Raw genomic sequence first — 15,617 nt, 5'->3', positions numbered from 1 at the left:
CCAATAGCGCAGTGCCTTGTTGCGAACGAACTGTGCGGTTCGGATCGCTTCGTCAATCGCTGCGTATTGGTGGGGCTTCCCTTTGACTTTGAACTCGAGAACAAGCATTGTCGTTTAGCTTGATTGTTCTGAATATTTTAGCACAAAAAACAGGATTGCCAAAAGCCGCCCTAGAAGGCTTGCCCTGAGCTAAGTCGAAGGCTTGCCCTGAGCCAAGTCGAAGGGGGCGGGGTTTTAGACCCAAATTTTTTGATAACAATCGATCGCCCGAAAAACGAGATGAGGTGGTGCGGAGATAAGGTGTATCTTCTTCCTTGTCCCCTTTGACAGTCAACAGTGAGCAGTGAACCGCGAACAGTGGAGACACTTGACAGGTAACAGTTTCTCCCTTGTCTCCCCTTCTCCCCCTCTCCCCCTCTTTCCATCAAACCCCATCCACTGTACTAATCCCCGTGGGGAAAAACTTCGTCACCCACAAATCTAATTCCTCATCGGGGATTTTCGCTCTCACCGCATCCCGAACCCGACAAGCTTTTTCTTCAGTATCCGTCAAAGCGAACACCGTCGGTCCAGAACCCGACATCATCGCCCCGAGAACCTCGGGTTCGGCCATCGCCTCGCGCAGCTTCGCCACGTCGGGAAATTCGGGAAGAACGATTTTTTCTAAGTCGTTGTACAGCAGTCGACCGATTTTTTCGCGGTCGTGTTTGAAAAGCGCCGAAACCATCGGCCCGGCGTGGACTTCTCGGTGACGTTCGGCTTGCTCGGCTTCGTCGGTGATGTACTGATGGGAGAACCGTTCGCGGAAGGTTTTGTACGCCCAAGGGGTCGAAACAGCGAGGTTACGGAATTTACCCAGGACGACGTGGAGTCCCTCCATATTGGGGAGTGGCGAGATTTTTTCGCCCCGACCAGTGGCGAGAGCGGTTCCTCCGCTGATACAAAAGGGTATGTCCGATCCGAGTTCGGCAGCCAGTTCCTGTAACTCCGGTTGCGTGAGTCCTAACTTCCAGAGTAAGTTGAGACCGACGAGGACGGCAGCAGCGTTGGCTGACCCTCCGGCCAGTCCGGCGGCGATGGGAATCTGCTTGTCGATATGGATTTCGACACCGCCGAGGTTGGCGAAGGTCTCTGGAAACCGTTCTGCCATGAGTCGCGCCGCCCGATACGCGAGGTTGCTGCGATCGCTCGGAACGCCGGGATGGGAACAGCGAACGCGAATCGTATCGGTGGAAATGGAGTGCAGGTCGATGCGATCGACCAAATCCACGCTCTGCATGACCATGGCCAGTTCGTGGAATCCGTCTGGGCGATCGCCGATAATCTCTAAGTACAGGTTAATTTTAGCGGGCGCTATCAGGGAGCAACGTTCCATAAGGTCAGTTCAACGCGAGAATACATAACAAGTAGCATCGATCGAGCTATCGTAGAAGAAGGTTTTTGGAATATGGCTATGCGTCAACGCTCATTTGCGGCATTCGGCCTGACTCTGGCTGTCGTTCTCGGCGGTTGCGGGTCGCCGCCAGAAGAACAAGCGACCCCAGAAGCAACTGAAACGCCTACGGCAGAGGAAGTCCCCGTAGACGGCGAAACGACTGCTGAAGGGGAAACACCCGAGGCTCAACCCTTCGAGATGCCTGTGGTGGAAGAACAACAGCCCATGGCCACCGCACCGAGCGGTTTGACCACGTCTACCAATCCCCAGGAACGCGCCAGACAAGTCCAACGGGCGATCGAGCAGCAAAGACAACAAGCAGAAGATCCCTTCGGCGTGTTACCCGTCGAACCCGTCCGCACGGAAGAGGAACTGCAAGAGGTGGAAACGGGCGCTCCCGCTCCCAGAGATGGGGAAGCTGCCGACGGAGAAGCTGCCGATGGGGAAACCGTTGCCGTCGGGCCGCCGCTGCCGCCCCTCACACCACAAACCATCGAACCCCTACCCGATATTAATCCCCAAGATTTCCGCCTGCCTCGGTTAGAACCCCCAGGCGCTCAAATTCGAGAAGAAGGGGAGGGGACGACAGCCGCCGATGGCACCGGAATTCCCGGCAACCTGCCGCCTGCGGTGACTGACGGGACGGGGGCGACAGATGGTGAAGAAATGCCGTCGCAACCTATGGCTCCGCCACCGCCCTCGACGGATTTAGCCCAAGCGGTCGAAGTGACGGGAGTTATGCAATTGGGTAACGAAATTCAAATTATCGTCCAAACCCCCGACAGTCCCTTCGGTCGCTACGTGCGAGTAGGGGATCTTATCGCCAACGGACGAGTTCGAGTCGTGCGCGTCGAACGCTTGCAAGGGGAACCGATCGTGATTTTGGAACAAAACGGCGTCGAGGTCGCCCGAGAAATCGGTCAACCGGGCGTTTCGCCAGTTGAGGAAAGTGAAACAGCAGGACTGGCAACCCATCGCAGCGCTTCGGGAAGCCACAAGTTCGGCCAGGCGCGATCGCTCGTTTCAAGTCGTTAAGTTCCAGGTCTCTGTTGCCTAGGTCGTTGGAATGTGAGTTGAGGAGTCGCCATGTTGAAAATCTTTCGTGCGGTTGCAGTGGGATTGTCTGGCCTCAGTGCGATCGTCTTTACCTTATCCGCTGAAGCACAAGAGGACGTTCGCAATCCCCAGTGTCTCCCAGCTTCGATTCTCGAAACGGGTTCGGGTTACGGACGCTGTAACTACAGCCCTGGGGTCAACTATATCGGAACTTACAGCGACTATCTCCCCAACGGTCGCGGTATTTATACGTTAAGCGACGGAACTCGCTACGAAGGGGAATTTGTCAACGGCGTTTTGGAAGGACAAGGACGGTTGATTTTGCCGAGCGACGCTCGTTATGAAGGAGTGTTTCGCAACGGAGCGATTCGCCGAGGTACGGCGTTTTATCCCAACGGCGATCGCTACGAGGGAGAATTCGGCGTCACGTCTCGCACGGAAGTCGTCACGGAAAACATCATCGTCGATTTGAGCGTGGCCGGAAGACCCATTCTCGAACCGCGCGAGACGACTCGACAGTTCGACAGCAGCCAACCGGACGGACAAGGAACCTATACGTTCGCCAACGGAAATCGCTTCGTCGGGGAGTTTTTTGCAGGGGAACCCTTCGGACAAGGGACGTTCTATCACTCGACGGGAACGGTGTGTGAAGGCTATTTCTACACGCGTAATTTCGACGCTGAAAACGCAACCTGCAACTATCCCGACGGTCGCCGCTACGTGGGAGAGTTGAGACAGGCGCGTCCCCACGGTACGGGAACGATGACCTTACAAGACGGCCGCACGATTCAGGGCGCGTTCCGAGCCGGTCAACCCGTCAGTTTTAGCGGTTATCAATAATCTTGTATGGCGACAGAATCGTATCAAATCGAAGTGAGTCGATCGCGAACCCAGTCTCGAAACTCCCGCTTCAAACCACTCATCGACTCAGAGGCCAAACGGGGCAAAAATAGCGCCATTCCTTCTAAAACCGGCATTTCCGGCAGCACCGAGCTTTCGGTATGTTGTCGGTATTGTCCCTCGCACCACTGCCAAATTTCTACCGTTCCATCTCGATATCGCCACAACTCCGGTACGCCTAACTGTGCGTAAGCCTCCAGGCGAGTCGGCGAGGTAATATCCACCTCGATCGCCAAATCCGGTGGCGGATCGACTTGCAAATCGACTCGACGCAATCCCGTCATTCGCGCCGCGTTCTGCACGTAAAAACAATCGTCCGGCTCGATTCCCGCTCCGATATCCTGTCGTTTAAAGGTGGTGGAGCCGTAGGGTTCCCAATCCAAATTCAGCGCGTCGAGCCAAATTTCTACCGCGATCGCCATAAAACGCTCGATCTTCTCATGTTCCGGTGATGGCATTCTCAGCTCTAATCTGCCGTTGACGTAAGCCAAGCGCGATCGCGATCGCTCCCCGAACGCACTCGAAATACGCTCGAACTCCGGCCAGTCGATATCGCGCAGTGTCAGCGTTCGACCGGCTGGAAGTTCGATTTTTCGCAGGTCGATCGGACAAGCAGAAACAGTCCACATCAACGTCGATCTCCCGAGCGGACAAAACGAGTAGAGCAAGCAACGCTCGCCCTACTCACCCATCCTATTGAAAATTAGTGGAATTGGGGATTGTGACGAATCAGACTCATGAACTCGTGGCGGGTTTTCGGGTCTTCTGCAAACACGCCGCGCATCGCCGAGGTAGTCGTCCAAGAGCCGGGTTTCTGAACCCCGCGCATCACCATACACATATGAGTCGCTTCGACAACGACCGCCACCCCTTCCGGTTTCAGCACGTCTTGCAGAGCGTTGGCAATTTGTCCCGTCAACCGCTCTTGAACCTGCAAGCGGCGACCGAACATATCGCAAATTCGCGCGATTTTCGACAGACCGATGACTTTTCCGTTGGGAATATACGCCACGTGAGCGTGTCCGATAATCGGTAGCATGTGGTGTTCGCAGGTGCTAAACAGGGTGATATCGCGCACCAACACCATCTCGTGAGAGTCCTCGGTGAAAATCGCACCGTTGAGGAGTTCTTCGAGAGACTGGTTGTAACCCGAGGTCAGAAACTGCCACGCTTTGCTAACTCGTTTGGGAGTATCGCGCAATCCTTCGCGATCGGGATCTTCTCCGAGTTCCGTTAGCAGGGTACGAATTGCGGTTTGCATCTCGTCGTTGGTGACGGCTTTACGGCCGTTTCCATTCCCGTTGGCGAGAAGCTGCTGTTCGAGTTTGTCTGCACCGATTAAGTCGGAAGAATTGGGTAAAGTCATTACGCTGTCGGTCTATCTTTTTACAGTTGCTAGAAAATCAAAGCGGAAATTGGATTCGTTCTCAATTAAGCGGGCAAAAAAAATCGCTCATCGAGCTAAACAGTTCGTTAACTGCTGTTGAATCTGGAGGGCATCGAGATTTCTCCCTATCAAAACGAGCTGGTTTTTGGGTGAATTTTTCCACGGCTCGGTCGCCATGTTGTAGCGCTCGCCACAGAGTTGAAAAACGTGACAGCGCTGACTTTCTTTAAACCAGAGAATCCCTTTTGCTCGAAAGACGTTGTGACTGAGTCGGTTAGATAAAAAGGTTTGAAATTTGCTGACTAAAAAGGGGCGATCGCTCTGAAACGAGACTGAAGTAAAGCCATCTGCCAGAACGTCAGAAGTCCCTGTGCCTGAGTTTTTTAAGATCGGTTTACGAGTTGGAGGTGCTGCTCTATCTAGAATAAACTGTAACGGCACTCGTCCGAAACTCGCCTTCAAAATTCTAGCACTTTTTTTGAGCGATCGCAGAAAATTTTCGAGATTTTCAAGTTTTTCGGACGCCACGAGATCGACTTTATTTAATACGAGAATATCGCTATAGACAATTTGATTGACCGCGACTTCACTCTGACGTTTGACGTCCTCGAAGTTTTCGGCATCTACCATCGTGACGATCGCGTCTAAGCGAGTGCGATCGCGCAATCTCTGGCCGGAAAAGGTCACGAGAAGCGGACGGGGATCGGCGACACCAGTGGTTTCGATGACGATCGCTTCCATTGGGGGCGATCGTTCTAAAACCCGTTCGATCGCGTCTACTAAATCTTCATTAATCGAACAGCAAATACACCCGTTACTCAACTCCACCATGTCCGACGTTTCGGACACCAAAAGCTGGCGATCGATATCGATCTGACCGAGTTCGTTCGCCAAAACCGCCACCCTCATCTCGGGGCGCGTCTCGAGAAGATAATTGAGAAACGTTGTTTTCCCGCTTCCGAGAAACCCAGTAACGACCGTGACGGGAATCTTGTCCGAGAAACGTTCGGCGCTTGCGCTTCCGGTGACAGTCGGGGTTGACATACCTTAGGTTAGTTCGCCTCTGCGTTCGAGATTTCGCTCGACGCCAACAACAGCGCCTTTTGCTTCATCGTTTTGAAAATGTTGTAAAACCCGTTGGCGCGAGATGGCGTCAAACTCGTTCGCAATCCGGTTTCCTCAATAAAATCCGGCGCGAGTTTCACCACTTCTTCCGGCGTCAAGCCGTTAGTACCTCGAATCAAAAACGCTAATAGTCCTTTCGTCAGTTGTGCGTCTGAATCTCCCTCGAACACGACTTTTCCCTCGTCGTCCAAGTGTGCGATCACGTAGACTTGCGACACGCAGCCCTGCACCTTATTATCGGGAACTTTTTCAGAATCGGGAAATTCGGGAAGCTTTTTCGCCAGCCACAACAGTTGTTCGTAGCGTCGCTTAGAATCGCTGGCGCGTTTGAAGCGTTGAACCATCTTATCGAGGGCAGGCGGTAATGCGTTGGCAGGAGTAGTCATCGTTACGGATCGAGGACAGTCCTCATAGTAGTATACAGTTTGTAACTTTTGGTTGCCATTGGGTTAAGAAGCCGCGATCGTGCGATCCCCACTTGCTTTTCAGTCAGTTTTTAGGGAGTGCGATCGGTAAAATCTCTCAAGGATCGCTTAGATCGAGCCACCAGCGATCGCTCGAACCTAAACTAAAACTAACTTAGGTTTAGCCGTTGTTGCAGGGGTAGCAGAATTGCTCGAACGCTTTCCGTAAACCTCACAAGAGTTATTCGGACTTTCGTACAATTTCACCTTCTCTAAGGTAACGCCCAACTGACGTAACGGCTCTTGTAAGATGTCGCGAATGTAAATGGCGATATGTTCCGCCGTCGGCACGCGATCGGCAAAATAGGGAATATCTTTATTCAAAAAGCGATGGTCGAGGGGTTCGATAACAACCTCCTGTAACACCCCATGTAACGCCCCGAGTTCGACCACCATTCCCGTACGAGGGTCGATCGTGCCGCGAACAGTCACGTCTAGGTGATAATCGTGACCGTGGCCGTGGGGACGCGCGCACTTCCCGTAAATCCCGCAATTCGTATCGTAGTCCAGATCGGGACGGGCGAGACGATGAGCGGCGCTGAAGTGGGTGCTGACAGTCAGACTTGCTTGCATGATGAAGTTTTCGCTCGGCTGACGATACAAAACTTTACTTATTATCCCATGTTATCGCCAACTATTGGCAAATGGGATCGGGAACGGGGGACAAGGAAGTGGCGCAGGGGAGCAAGGAAACAAGAGAGAGGGGAAGAAACTGTTAACTCTCCACGGTTTTCCTTTACTCTTCACTGTTTGTCCCCGTTCCCTCTTAAGGCTCGACTTCTTTGTCCGGGCGAGATCCCTGGAACCTCGGAAATTCCGGGGATTTCAAGGGATCTCCAAGGTTTCTGTTTGTCGCTGTCCCCACTGTTCCCTGTTCCCTATCAACTAACAAATACGCGGTAACTGCTCCCCACTGAGGAGATCGATCGCCCGCGTGGAACCGATTTGACTGGTCATCGTCACCGGAGGCGACGCGGCTTCTGTCACGACGCCAATTTTCTGAGCGTTGGGTCCTAAAATTGCCAAGGCGCGATCGACATCGGACGGGGGAACGAAGGTGACGAAGCGCCCTTCATTGGCTAAATACAACGGATCGAATCCCAAAATTTCACAAGCCCCCTGTACGTCTTCCCGTACCGAAATCGCCCGTTCGTCAATGTGGATTCCCACCTTCGCCGCCGTCGCCAGTTCGTGAAGGGCGCTGGCTAACCCGCCTCGAGTGAGATCGCGCAAACAGCGAACGTCGATATCGGCTTCTAACAACGCCAACACCGTTTCGGAAAGGGGTGCGAGATCGCTTTCGATCGCCGTCTCGAACATCAATCCCTCCCGCACGGCCATAATCGCGATCCCGTGGCGGCCGATGTCGCCGTTGAGGAGAACCGCATCGCCGGGACGAATCGCTTTCGGAGAAATGGTGCGATCGCCCTCGACCTGTCCCACCCCAGCCGTATTAATAAAAATGCCGTCGCCTTTCCCGCGATCGACGACTTTCGTATCACCAGTTACAATTTTGACCCCCACGCGATCGGCCGCTTGGCGCATCGACTGTACCACCTGCCACAACACCGACATGGGCAACCCTTCCTCGAGAATAAAGCCGACCGTCAAATAGAGCGGACGAGCCCCAGCCATAGCCAGGTCGTTCACCGTTCCGTAGACCGCCATCGAACCGATATCCCCACCGGGAAAAAATAGCGGATGCACGACATAAGAATCCGTCGTCAGCGCGATGCGATCGCCATTGAGTCTTACCGTCGCTGCATCGTGCAACACGGTCTCAGGAGACCCGAACGCCGGAACGAACACCTGATGGATGAGTTGCTGCATCAGCTTGCCACCGCCCCCGTGCGCCAGCAGAACGTGGGGGTACTGCTGTAACGGCATGGGACAGGACAAGTTCGACAGGTCAAACTTATTCACAATTTTCGATCGATTTATTTAAACTTCTTTATATTATCTTAACAAAAACTCTATTGTAACTTCTGTAAAGTTAGTTGATTTTATTGCTCTCAATTACCACAATAGATCCTAGCAGGAATTTTATCGATCGAAGGAGAAAAACAACAGTTCGATTACTTTAATTTTTTCTTAAAGATCGTGCCGAGCTGTTCCCATAAATTCTCCAACCCGACTCTACTTTTCAAGCCGTTCGCCTCTCCCGAAAATGCCTTCAACAGACGACCGAAAGATCGAGTCGCCCGTTTTTTGCTGAAGCGACAGGATAGTCAACCTATGGCCTCTGTAACCTCATCGTCCAAACCCGCCTCCGAAACAGTTGGAACCCCCCCCACAAAAAAAGGATCGTCCGCCCCAGACAAGCGCTTCAAAGTTCTCGACATCACCATGAAGCGCAACCAGTATCGCCAAGACGCCCTGATTGAAATTCTCCACAAAGCCCAAGAAGCCTTCGGCTACCTCGAAGAAGACGTACTCGAATACATTGCCCACCACCTCAAACTTCCCCTCTCTCGCGTTTACGGCGTCGCCACCTTCTACCACCTATTTTCCCTCAAACCCAGCGGTGCCCATACCTGCGTCGTTTGTTTGGGAACCGCCTGTTACGTCAAAGGCGGCGGCGAAGTCCTCAAAGCCCTCGAAGAGAAAACCGGCGTCGAAGCCGGAGAAACCACCCCCGACGGGCAAGTATCCCTCGTCACCGTGCGCTGTATCGGCGCTTGCGGGATTGCCCCTGCCGTCATCTACGACGGCAAAGTCTCAGGACAGCAAACCGCCGAAATCGCCTGCCAAAACGTCGCTGAATGGCAAGACGGGGAAAAACAGTGAAGAGGGAAGAGTGAAGAGTAGAAACGGGGAAAAGAAGACAAGGAGACAAAGAAGAAACGGATTACCGCTCTCCCCCTCTCCCCATCTCCCCCTCTAAATCTCCCGCAAACGCGCAATACCCAAGGAGCATTGCTATGGATTGGAGCGAACTCGTTGAAATTGCAGAACAAGAGCGCAACGCCCAGAAAGCGATTCGCGTTCACTGCTGCACCTCCACCGGATGTCAAGCCACGAACTCGATCGAAGTCAAAAAACGCCTCGTCGCCGCTGTCAAAGAAGCCGGACTCAACGCCGAAGTGCAGGTGGTGGGCGTCGGGTGTCCCGGCTTGTGCGGTCAAGGGCCGATCGTCGAAATCCCATCAGAAGGGCTGCAATATCAGAAAGTCACCCCCGACCAAGCCGAATCGATCGTTTCAGCCCTCCAAAACGGTGGAGAAGCCGACGCCCTACAAGGCGATCCCAACCATCCCTTTTTCAACCGTCAAGTCCGAATCGTCCAAGAAAACAGCGGCAAAATCGATCCCGAACGGATCGAAGAATACCTGATGGCGGAAGGCTACCAAGGCTTGCATCACGCCATCTACGAAATGACCCCAGCCGAAGTCGTCCAAGAAATTACCAAATCTGGATTGCGGGGTCGCGGCGGTGCCGGATATCCCACCGGGTTGAAATGGGCGACCGTGGCCAAAATGCCCCCCGGCTCAAAATACGTCATCTGTAACGCCGACGAAGGCGACCCCGGCGCGTTCATGGATCGCAGCGTTCTCGAAAGCGATCCCCACCGGGTTCTCGAAGGCATGGCGATCGCCGGATACGCCGTCGGCGCAACCCAAGGCTACATCTACGTTCGCGCCGAATATCCCCTCGCCATCTCTCGCCTGCACAAAGCCATCCAGCAAGCCAAACGAAAAGGCATTCTCGGGGCGCAAATCTTCGGCTCTCCCGTCGATTTCACCATCGAAATTCGCGTGGGGGCGGGGGCGTTCGTCTGCGGCGAAGAAACTGCCCTCATCGCCTCTGTCGAAGGGGGACGCGGCACGCCCCGACCCCGGCCGCCCTATCCGGCCGTATCCGGATTGAAAGGCTGTCCGACGCTGATTAACAACGTCGAAACCCTGGCTAACATTCCTGCCATTCTCCGCAAAGGCGCTGACTGGTTTTCCAACATCGGCACCGATAAGAGCAAAGGCACGAAAATCTTTTCCGTCACCGGGAAGATTCGCAACACCGGACTGATCGAAGTCCCGATGGGGATTTCATTGCGGGAAATCGTCGAAGACATGGGGGGCGGCGTTCCCGGTGGCGGCAAAGTCAAAGCCATCCAAACCGGAGGCCCGTCGGGGGGCTGCATTCCCGAACGGCTTCTCGATACTCCCGTCGATTACGACTCCTTGAAAAAACTCGGATCGATCATGGGGTCTGGTGGCATGGTGGTCATGGACGACAGCACCAGCATGGTCCAAGTCGCGCAGTTTTACATGGAATTCTGTCGCGGCGAAACCTGCGGCAAATGTATTCCCTGCCGGGCTGGAACCGTGCAGATGTACCAACTGCTGACCAAAATCCTCAACCAACAAGCCACCGCCGCCGATGTGGAAAAACTCAAAGAACTCTGTGGCATGGTGGCCGCCACGAGTCTCTGTGGGTTGGGACAAACAGCACCGAACCCGGTCATGAGTACCCTGCACTACTTCGAGAACGAGTATTTGGAGTTGCTGCAACCCGCCTCCGTTCGTCCGAGTAACGGTAAAGTCCCCGTGCGTCCGTCATGACATCCGGTCGGTTCTCGGTTCGCGTGATTTACCGCTGGCGCGTCCGCAGCCATCGCGAAGGTGACTTTGTACGGGCGTGGACGCAAGCGACGCGGACGATTCGCGATCGCGTTCCCGGCGGGCGGGGAAGCTTGCTGTTGCGCTGCCAAGCCGATCCCCAACTGTTCATCGCGATCGCCCGTTGGGACAGCCTCGAAGACTGGCAACATTTTCGGTCCGGGCCGCCCCCCAACCCGAAAGCCTTCGCCACCCTAGAAGCCCTCAGTCACCTGCTGTCTCACGAGGTATTTTACGAAATCGAGGACGACCGATCGCCTCTCTTTCATCCCGACGACCCCAAAGACGAACCCAACGACTGAACGCACTTCCCACTCGACGAAATAAGCCAGGATAGTTTAAGGACGATCTGCTATGTCAGTTGTCACCCTCAAAATTAACGATATCGATGTCGCCGTAGAAGCGGGAACCACCGTTCTCGACGCGGCCAAAGAAGCGGGAGTTCGCATCCCGACCCTCTGTCACCTCGACGGCGTGTCCGACGTGGGCGCCTGTCGCCTCTGTTTGGTGCAAATCGAAGGCATTCCCAAACTGCTTCCGGCCTGCGTGACTGAAGCCACCGAAGGCATGAACGTGACCACGGAAACCCCGGAATTACAAGAGTATCGCCGCATGGTGGTCGAAATGCTCTTTGCCGAAGGAAACCACGTCTGCGCGGTCTGCGTGGCCAACGAACACTGCGAACTGCAAGACGTGGCGATCGAAGTGGGCATGGATCACACCCGCTTTACCTACCGTTTCCCCGAACGGGAAGTGGATATTTCTCACCCCCAATTCGGCATCGACCACAACCGCTGCATTCTCTGTACCCGCTGCGTCCGCGTCTGCGACGAAATCGAAGGCGCCCACGTTTGGGACGTATCCGGCCGGGGGCCGGCGGCGAAAGTCGTCACTGGGATGAACCAACCCTGGGGCGAGGTCGATGCCTGCACCGCCTGCGGAAAATGCGTCGATGCCTGCCCGACGGGATCGATTTTCCGTAAAGGTACCACCGTCGCCGAGATCGATCGCGATCGCGGCAAATTGGACTTTTTGGTAACTGCCCGAGAGGAGAAAAAATGGACAAGGTAAAACTCGCGACCGTCTGGCTGGCTGGCTGTTCTGGCTGTCATATGTCGTTTCTCGATTTGGACGAATGGCTGTTTGAAGTGGCCAAATTCGCCGAGATCGTCTACAGCCCGGTCGGTTCCGATCTAAAAGACTATCCTGAAGATGTAGATGTTTGCCTCGTGGAAGGGGCAGTGGCCAACGAAGAAAACCTGGAACTGATTTATACTGTTCGCGAACGCACGAAACTTCTGATTTCCTTCGGAGATTGCGCGGTGACGGCCAACGTTCCGGCGATGCGAAATATGCTGGGCAGTACCGAACCGGTTCTCAAACGCTGTTACCTGGAACTCGGAGACGAAACACCGCAGCTTCCGAAAGAACCGGGCATCGTCCCCGAACTGCTCGATCGCGTCCGTCCAGTACACGAACTGGTCTCGGTCGATCTGTTTATCCCCGGATGTCCGCCGTCTGCACCTCGCATCCAAGCGGCGATCGAACCCCTCCTCAAAGGCGAAAAACCCGTTATGGAAGGGCGGGAAATGTTGAAGTTCGGATAGTTAGAGGGAGAGGGGAGAGAGGGAGAAGGGGAGAGAGGAAGAGGGGGAGAGGGGGAGAAACTTCGATCGGTCTTTTCCGTTCCCCGTTCCCCGTTCCCCATTCCCCATTCCCCGTTCCCCGTTCCCCATTCCCCGTTCCCCATTCCCTATTCCCCGATCTATCGTGAGTTCGTAATCATGGCTAAGACAGTTGTTATCGATCCCGTCACCCGTATTGAGGGTCACGCGAAAATCTCAATTTTTCTCAACGACGCCGGAGATGTAGACGACGCCCGCTTTCACGTCGTCGAGTTTCGGGGATTTGAAAAATTCTGCGAAGGTCGTCCGATGTTCGAGATGGCGGGGATTACCGCCCGTATTTGTGGCATTTGCCCCGTCAGCCACCTGTTAGCGTCGGCAAAAACCGGCGACAAAATCCTCGCTGTCCAGGTGCCGCCAGCCGGGGAAAAACTGCGCCGTCTGATGAACTTGGCACAGATTACCCAATCCCACGCCCTGAGTTTCTTTCACCTGAGTAGTCCCGACTTCCTACTTGGTTGGGATAGCGATCCCGCCAAGCGCAACGTTTTCGGGTTGATGGCGGCCGATCCCGAGTTGGCGAGGGCTGGAATTCGACTTCGTCAGTTCGGACAAACCATCATCGAACTGTTGGGGGCGAAGAAAATTCACGCAGCCTGGGCGGTTCCGGGCGGGGTGCGATCGCCCCTGTCTGAAGAAGGCCGTCAGTGGATTGTCGATCGCCTCCCAGAATCCCGACAAACCATCGAAACCGCCCTCGGACTGTTCAAACAACTCATCGACGACACCCTCAAAAGCGAAATCGACATTTTCGGGAAGTTCGACTCGCTGTTTATGAGTTTGGTCGCTCCCGATGGGACTTGGGAACACTACGGCGGACATATCCGCTTCGTGGACAGTCAGGGAAACATCGTCGCCGACGGACTGCGGGAAGAAGACTATCAAGACTTTCTCGGCGAAGCTGTCGAACGGTGGTCTTACTTGAAATTCCCCTATTACAAACCGATGGGATATCCCGATGGAATGTATCGCGTGGGGCCGTTGGCGCGGTTGAACGTCTGCGATCGCATGGGAACGCCAGACGCCGATCGCGAACTGCAAGAATTCCGCGATCGCGCCGGGGGACGCTGCGCCACCTCTTCCTTCATGTACCACTACGCGCGACTGATCGAAATTCTGGCGGCGATCGAACGCATCGAACAATACATGGAAGACCCCGATTTACTGTCTCCACGCTGTCGTTCCAAAGCGGATATTAACGCCCTCGAAGGCGTTGGTGTCAGCGAAGCTCCTCGCGGCACCCTCTTTCACCACTACAACGTGGACGAAAACGGCTCGATTAAAAAAGTCAACCTCATCATCGCCACCGGACAAAACAACCTGGCGATGAACGAAACCGTCAAGCAAATCGCTCAACATTACATCCACACCAACGAAATTCCTGAAGGGATGTTGAATCGCGTCGAAGCCGGAATCCGCAACTTCGACCCCTGTTTGAGTTGTTCGACGCACGCCGTCGGACAAATGCCCCTTCACGTGCAGTTACTCTCGAGCGATCGCCAAGTTCTCGACGAAGTATATCGAGAATAATCAGGAGATGAGGAGAGGAGGTGAAATCTCCCCCTCTAACTAGGGGAACGGGGAACAGAGAAGACCGATCGAAGTTTCTCCCCTTCTCCCTCTCTCCCCTTCTCCCTCTCTCCCTCTCTCCCCTTCTCCCTCTCTCCCCTTCTCCCTCTCTCCCCCTCTCCCTCTCTCCCTTGCTCCCCTCCCAGTACGTCGTTCGTTTCTCGACAAACTGATGTCTAAAGAAAACCTCTACCTCTGTATGGGGTCAGCCTGTCACCAACTCGGTGTTTACGAAGTTCTGCCGAAACTTCAATCGCTAATCAGCGAGTACGATCTCGAGGAAAAAGTAGAACTCAAAGGATCGTTCTGTCTCGAAACTTGTAGTTACGGCATCGTGATGAAATTCAAAGACCAGCATTTCATCAATATCAATCCGCAAAACATCGAAGATAAATTTCTGCAAGAGATTTTACCTGCCATTCAAAGTAAAAAAGTTACGCGAGAAGCCTAGAATTTCAAAAAATTCACGGCTTAGCTATGCGTTTGTTGAGTTTCTAATCCTTGAATTCTAGCGATCGCATAGCTTTATCCCATTGACCCTTCACGCCAACACTCACTGAATTCCCAAACCCTATTTTAAAAATGTTAGAACAAAGCCAAAATAACCTTTGGCGGCTTCTGTGGGAATACGATCCTAACGGACTGATCGCCGTCGATCCCGAGATGACGATTAAAATTGTCAATCCGGCATTCTGTAAGATGTTCGGTATCGAACAAGCTGACGTTATCGGACGATCGGCGATCGATATTTTAGGAAATGTCGATCGCTTTCAAAAAGTCTGGAAAACCCAGAATGTCGTTCGGGGATTAGAACGAGAATATCCCAAACGAAAACTTTACGTCAAAGAAGTTATCTTCTCGATTCCTGAAGAAGAAATTATTGCGTGTATTTTGGTCGATATGTCTCACGAATACGAGCAAAAAAAAGAGTTACAGCGTCTCAAAAGCGATACTGTTTTAAAAGTCAAAGAAGTGGTAGACAATCAAATGAAAGTCGCTCAAGAAATTGCAGGGTTGCTCGGTGAGACAACTGCCGAAACGAAAGTCAGTTTGTTGAAAATCATCGAAGCAGTTGAAAAAGAAGTCATTGGCGGCGGTTAAGTACAATTTTTGAACTTGTCTCGACTCATGTAAGTTGAGTTGAAGCGACGAAACCCAAGACCCTATCGATTGGAGAAATTAACATGAGTTTAGTCTTTTCGTGTCAACTGCAATCTATACCAGCTTTTAACAAATTTAGCTCTTCCGAACTTACTATGCAAGAAATCGCTGAAACCCTTACAGTATAAGAGTTTTTGCTAAACTGTATAAAAAGGCAGCTCAAATCGAGAAATCCCTTGCCAGATAAAGGCTACAAGCATTTACCCTACACACCAAGGT

16 protein-coding genes and 1 pseudogene are annotated in these 15,617 nt (G+C 53.4%); 10 read left to right on the top strand and 7 right to left on the bottom strand.

The window, feature by feature from the left end:
• Positions 1-424: 424 nt before the first annotated feature.
• Positions 425-1,375, bottom strand: a complete 951-nt coding sequence (gene ispE / locus POG22_RS23585) for a 4-(cytidine 5'-diphospho)-2-C-methyl-D-erythritol kinase (protein ID WP_498907344.1) — start codon at positions 1,373-1,375, stop codon at positions 425-427.
• A gap of 78 nt (positions 1,376-1,453) precedes the next feature.
• Between ispE and POG22_RS23580 the strand changes: the two genes are divergently transcribed.
• Both POG22_RS23580 and POG22_RS23575 read left to right on the top strand, forming a co-directional pair.
• The gene (locus tag POG22_RS23580) at positions 1,454-2,470 is read left to right on the top strand and encodes a hypothetical protein (RefSeq protein WP_498907343.1); all 1,017 of its coding nucleotides are present in this window, start codon (positions 1,454-1,456) and stop codon (positions 2,468-2,470) included.
• Positions 2,471-2,521: 51 nt separating this feature from the next.
• Positions 2,522-3,331, top strand: coding sequence for an MORN repeat-containing protein (locus POG22_RS23575; protein WP_498907342.1), 810 nt, complete (start codon positions 2,522-2,524; stop codon positions 3,329-3,331).
• A gap of 23 nt (positions 3,332-3,354) precedes the next feature.
• Here the strand turns inward: POG22_RS23575 and POG22_RS23570 are convergent, their stop codons facing one another.
• The 6 genes and pseudogenes from POG22_RS23570 to hypE all read right to left on the bottom strand — a co-directional run bounded on the left by POG22_RS23570 (position 3,355) and on the right by hypE (position 8,254).
• Positions 3,355-4,020 carry a Uma2 family endonuclease gene (locus tag POG22_RS23570; RefSeq protein WP_498907341.1) on the bottom strand — a complete coding sequence of 222 codons (666 nt, stop codon included), beginning with the start codon at positions 4,018-4,020 and terminating at the stop codon, positions 3,355-3,357.
• Between the two features lie 74 nt (positions 4,021-4,094).
• The gene (gene folE, locus POG22_RS23565; protein WP_017659296.1) at positions 4,095-4,757 is read right to left on the bottom strand and encodes a GTP cyclohydrolase I FolE; all 663 of its coding nucleotides are present in this window, start codon (positions 4,755-4,757) and stop codon (positions 4,095-4,097) included.
• Between the two features lie 87 nt (positions 4,758-4,844).
• Positions 4,845-5,822, bottom strand: a complete 978-nt coding sequence (locus POG22_RS23560; protein WP_498907340.1) for a CobW family GTP-binding protein — start codon at positions 5,820-5,822, stop codon at positions 4,845-4,847.
• Between the two features lie 8 nt (positions 5,823-5,830).
• A complete protein-coding gene (locus tag POG22_RS23555) occupies positions 5,831-6,289 on the bottom strand; it encodes a SufE family protein (RefSeq protein WP_498907339.1) in 459 nt (152 codons plus the stop codon).
• Between the two features lie 177 nt (positions 6,290-6,466).
• Positions 6,467-6,940, bottom strand: a pseudogene (locus POG22_RS23550) (6-pyruvoyl trahydropterin synthase family protein); the annotation flags it as partial.
• A 312-nt stretch (positions 6,941-7,252) separates the two neighbouring features.
• The gene (gene hypE / locus POG22_RS23545) at positions 7,253-8,254 is read right to left on the bottom strand and encodes a hydrogenase expression/formation protein HypE (protein ID WP_498907345.1); all 1,002 of its coding nucleotides are present in this window, start codon (positions 8,252-8,254) and stop codon (positions 7,253-7,255) included.
• Positions 8,255-8,602: 348 nt separating this feature from the next.
• Here hypE and hoxE point away from each other — a divergent pair, with 348 nt between their 5' ends.
• From hoxE to POG22_RS23505, 8 genes are all read left to right on the top strand, one after another.
• The gene (hoxE, locus tag POG22_RS23540; protein ID WP_498907338.1) at positions 8,603-9,154 is read left to right on the top strand and encodes a bidirectional hydrogenase complex protein HoxE; all 552 of its coding nucleotides are present in this window, start codon (positions 8,603-8,605) and stop codon (positions 9,152-9,154) included.
• A gap of 134 nt (positions 9,155-9,288) precedes the next feature.
• Entirely contained in the window at positions 9,289-10,926 is a 1,638-nt protein-coding gene (nuoF, locus tag POG22_RS23535) for an NADH-quinone oxidoreductase subunit NuoF (protein WP_498907337.1), read from the top strand.
• Positions 10,923-11,285, top strand: a complete 363-nt coding sequence (locus tag POG22_RS23530; protein ID WP_017659304.1) for an antibiotic biosynthesis monooxygenase family protein — start codon at positions 10,923-10,925, stop codon at positions 11,283-11,285. The genes nuoF and POG22_RS23530 overlap by 4 nt, the downstream gene beginning before the upstream one ends.
• Before the next feature lie 52 nt (positions 11,286-11,337).
• Positions 11,338-12,054, top strand: a complete 717-nt coding sequence (hoxU, locus tag POG22_RS23525; RefSeq protein WP_498907336.1) for a bidirectional hydrogenase complex protein HoxU — start codon at positions 11,338-11,340, stop codon at positions 12,052-12,054.
• The gene (locus POG22_RS23520; protein WP_498907335.1) at positions 12,042-12,590 is read left to right on the top strand and encodes an NADH-quinone oxidoreductase subunit B family protein; all 549 of its coding nucleotides are present in this window, start codon (positions 12,042-12,044) and stop codon (positions 12,588-12,590) included. Before hoxU ends, POG22_RS23520 begins: the two co-directional genes overlap by 13 nt.
• Before the next feature lie 177 nt (positions 12,591-12,767).
• Positions 12,768-14,198, top strand: coding sequence for a Ni/Fe hydrogenase subunit alpha (locus POG22_RS23515; protein ID WP_017659307.1), 1,431 nt, complete (start codon positions 12,768-12,770; stop codon positions 14,196-14,198).
• 211 nt (positions 14,199-14,409) lie between these two features.
• Entirely contained in the window at positions 14,410-14,688 is a 279-nt protein-coding gene (locus POG22_RS23510; RefSeq protein ID WP_498907334.1) for a (2Fe-2S) ferredoxin domain-containing protein, read from the top strand.
• A gap of 131 nt (positions 14,689-14,819) precedes the next feature.
• Entirely contained in the window at positions 14,820-15,338 is a 519-nt protein-coding gene (locus POG22_RS23505; protein ID WP_498907333.1) for a transcriptional regulator, read from the top strand.
• The last annotated feature ends 279 nt before the right edge of the window (positions 15,339-15,617 follow it).

The organism is Geitlerinema sp. CS-897, assembly GCF_028368005.1.
GTDB classification, from domain to species: domain Bacteria; phylum Cyanobacteriota; class Cyanobacteriia; order Cyanobacteriales; family Geitlerinemataceae; genus Baaleninema; species Baaleninema simplex.
Note: the sequence above shows the minus strand (reverse complement) of the source record. Positions and strands in the feature narration are given on the sequence as shown.

What these genes read in the sequence shown, in the direction of transcription:
- POG22_RS23560 (WP_498907340.1), bottom strand. Translation starts at nt 5,822, where the DNA reads ATGTCAACCCCGACTGTCACCGGAAGCGCAAGCGCCGAACGTTTCTCG.
- POG22_RS23575 (WP_498907342.1), top strand. Translation starts at nt 2,522, where the DNA reads ATGTTGAAAATCTTTCGTGCGGTTGCAGTGGGATTGTCTGGCCTCAGT.
- POG22_RS23510 (WP_498907334.1), top strand. Translation starts at nt 14,410, where the DNA reads ATGTCTAAAGAAAACCTCTACCTCTGTATGGGGTCAGCCTGTCACCAA.
- POG22_RS23520 (WP_498907335.1), top strand. Translation starts at nt 12,042, where the DNA reads ATGGACAAGGTAAAACTCGCGACCGTCTGGCTGGCTGGCTGTTCTGGC.
- POG22_RS23570 (WP_498907341.1), bottom strand. Translation starts at nt 4,020, where the DNA reads ATGTGGACTGTTTCTGCTTGTCCGATCGACCTGCGAAAAATCGAACTT.
- hoxE (WP_498907338.1), top strand. Translation starts at nt 8,603, where the DNA reads ATGGCCTCTGTAACCTCATCGTCCAAACCCGCCTCCGAAACAGTTGGA.
- folE (WP_017659296.1), bottom strand. Translation starts at nt 4,757, where the DNA reads ATGACTTTACCCAATTCTTCCGACTTAATCGGTGCAGACAAACTCGAA.
- hoxU (WP_498907336.1), top strand. Translation starts at nt 11,338, where the DNA reads ATGTCAGTTGTCACCCTCAAAATTAACGATATCGATGTCGCCGTAGAA.
- nuoF (WP_498907337.1), top strand. Translation starts at nt 9,289, where the DNA reads ATGGATTGGAGCGAACTCGTTGAAATTGCAGAACAAGAGCGCAACGCC.
- ispE (WP_498907344.1), bottom strand. Translation starts at nt 1,375, where the DNA reads ATGGAACGTTGCTCCCTGATAGCGCCCGCTAAAATTAACCTGTACTTA.
- POG22_RS23580 (WP_498907343.1), top strand. Translation starts at nt 1,454, where the DNA reads ATGCGTCAACGCTCATTTGCGGCATTCGGCCTGACTCTGGCTGTCGTT.
- POG22_RS23530 (WP_017659304.1), top strand. Translation starts at nt 10,923, where the DNA reads ATGACATCCGGTCGGTTCTCGGTTCGCGTGATTTACCGCTGGCGCGTC.
- POG22_RS23555 (WP_498907339.1), bottom strand. Translation starts at nt 6,289, where the DNA reads ATGACTACTCCTGCCAACGCATTACCGCCTGCCCTCGATAAGATGGTT.
- POG22_RS23505 (WP_498907333.1), top strand. Translation starts at nt 14,820, where the DNA reads ATGTTAGAACAAAGCCAAAATAACCTTTGGCGGCTTCTGTGGGAATAC.
- hypE (WP_498907345.1), bottom strand. Translation starts at nt 8,254, where the DNA reads ATGCCGTTACAGCAGTACCCCCACGTTCTGCTGGCGCACGGGGGCGGT.
- POG22_RS23515 (WP_017659307.1), top strand. Translation starts at nt 12,768, where the DNA reads ATGGCTAAGACAGTTGTTATCGATCCCGTCACCCGTATTGAGGGTCAC.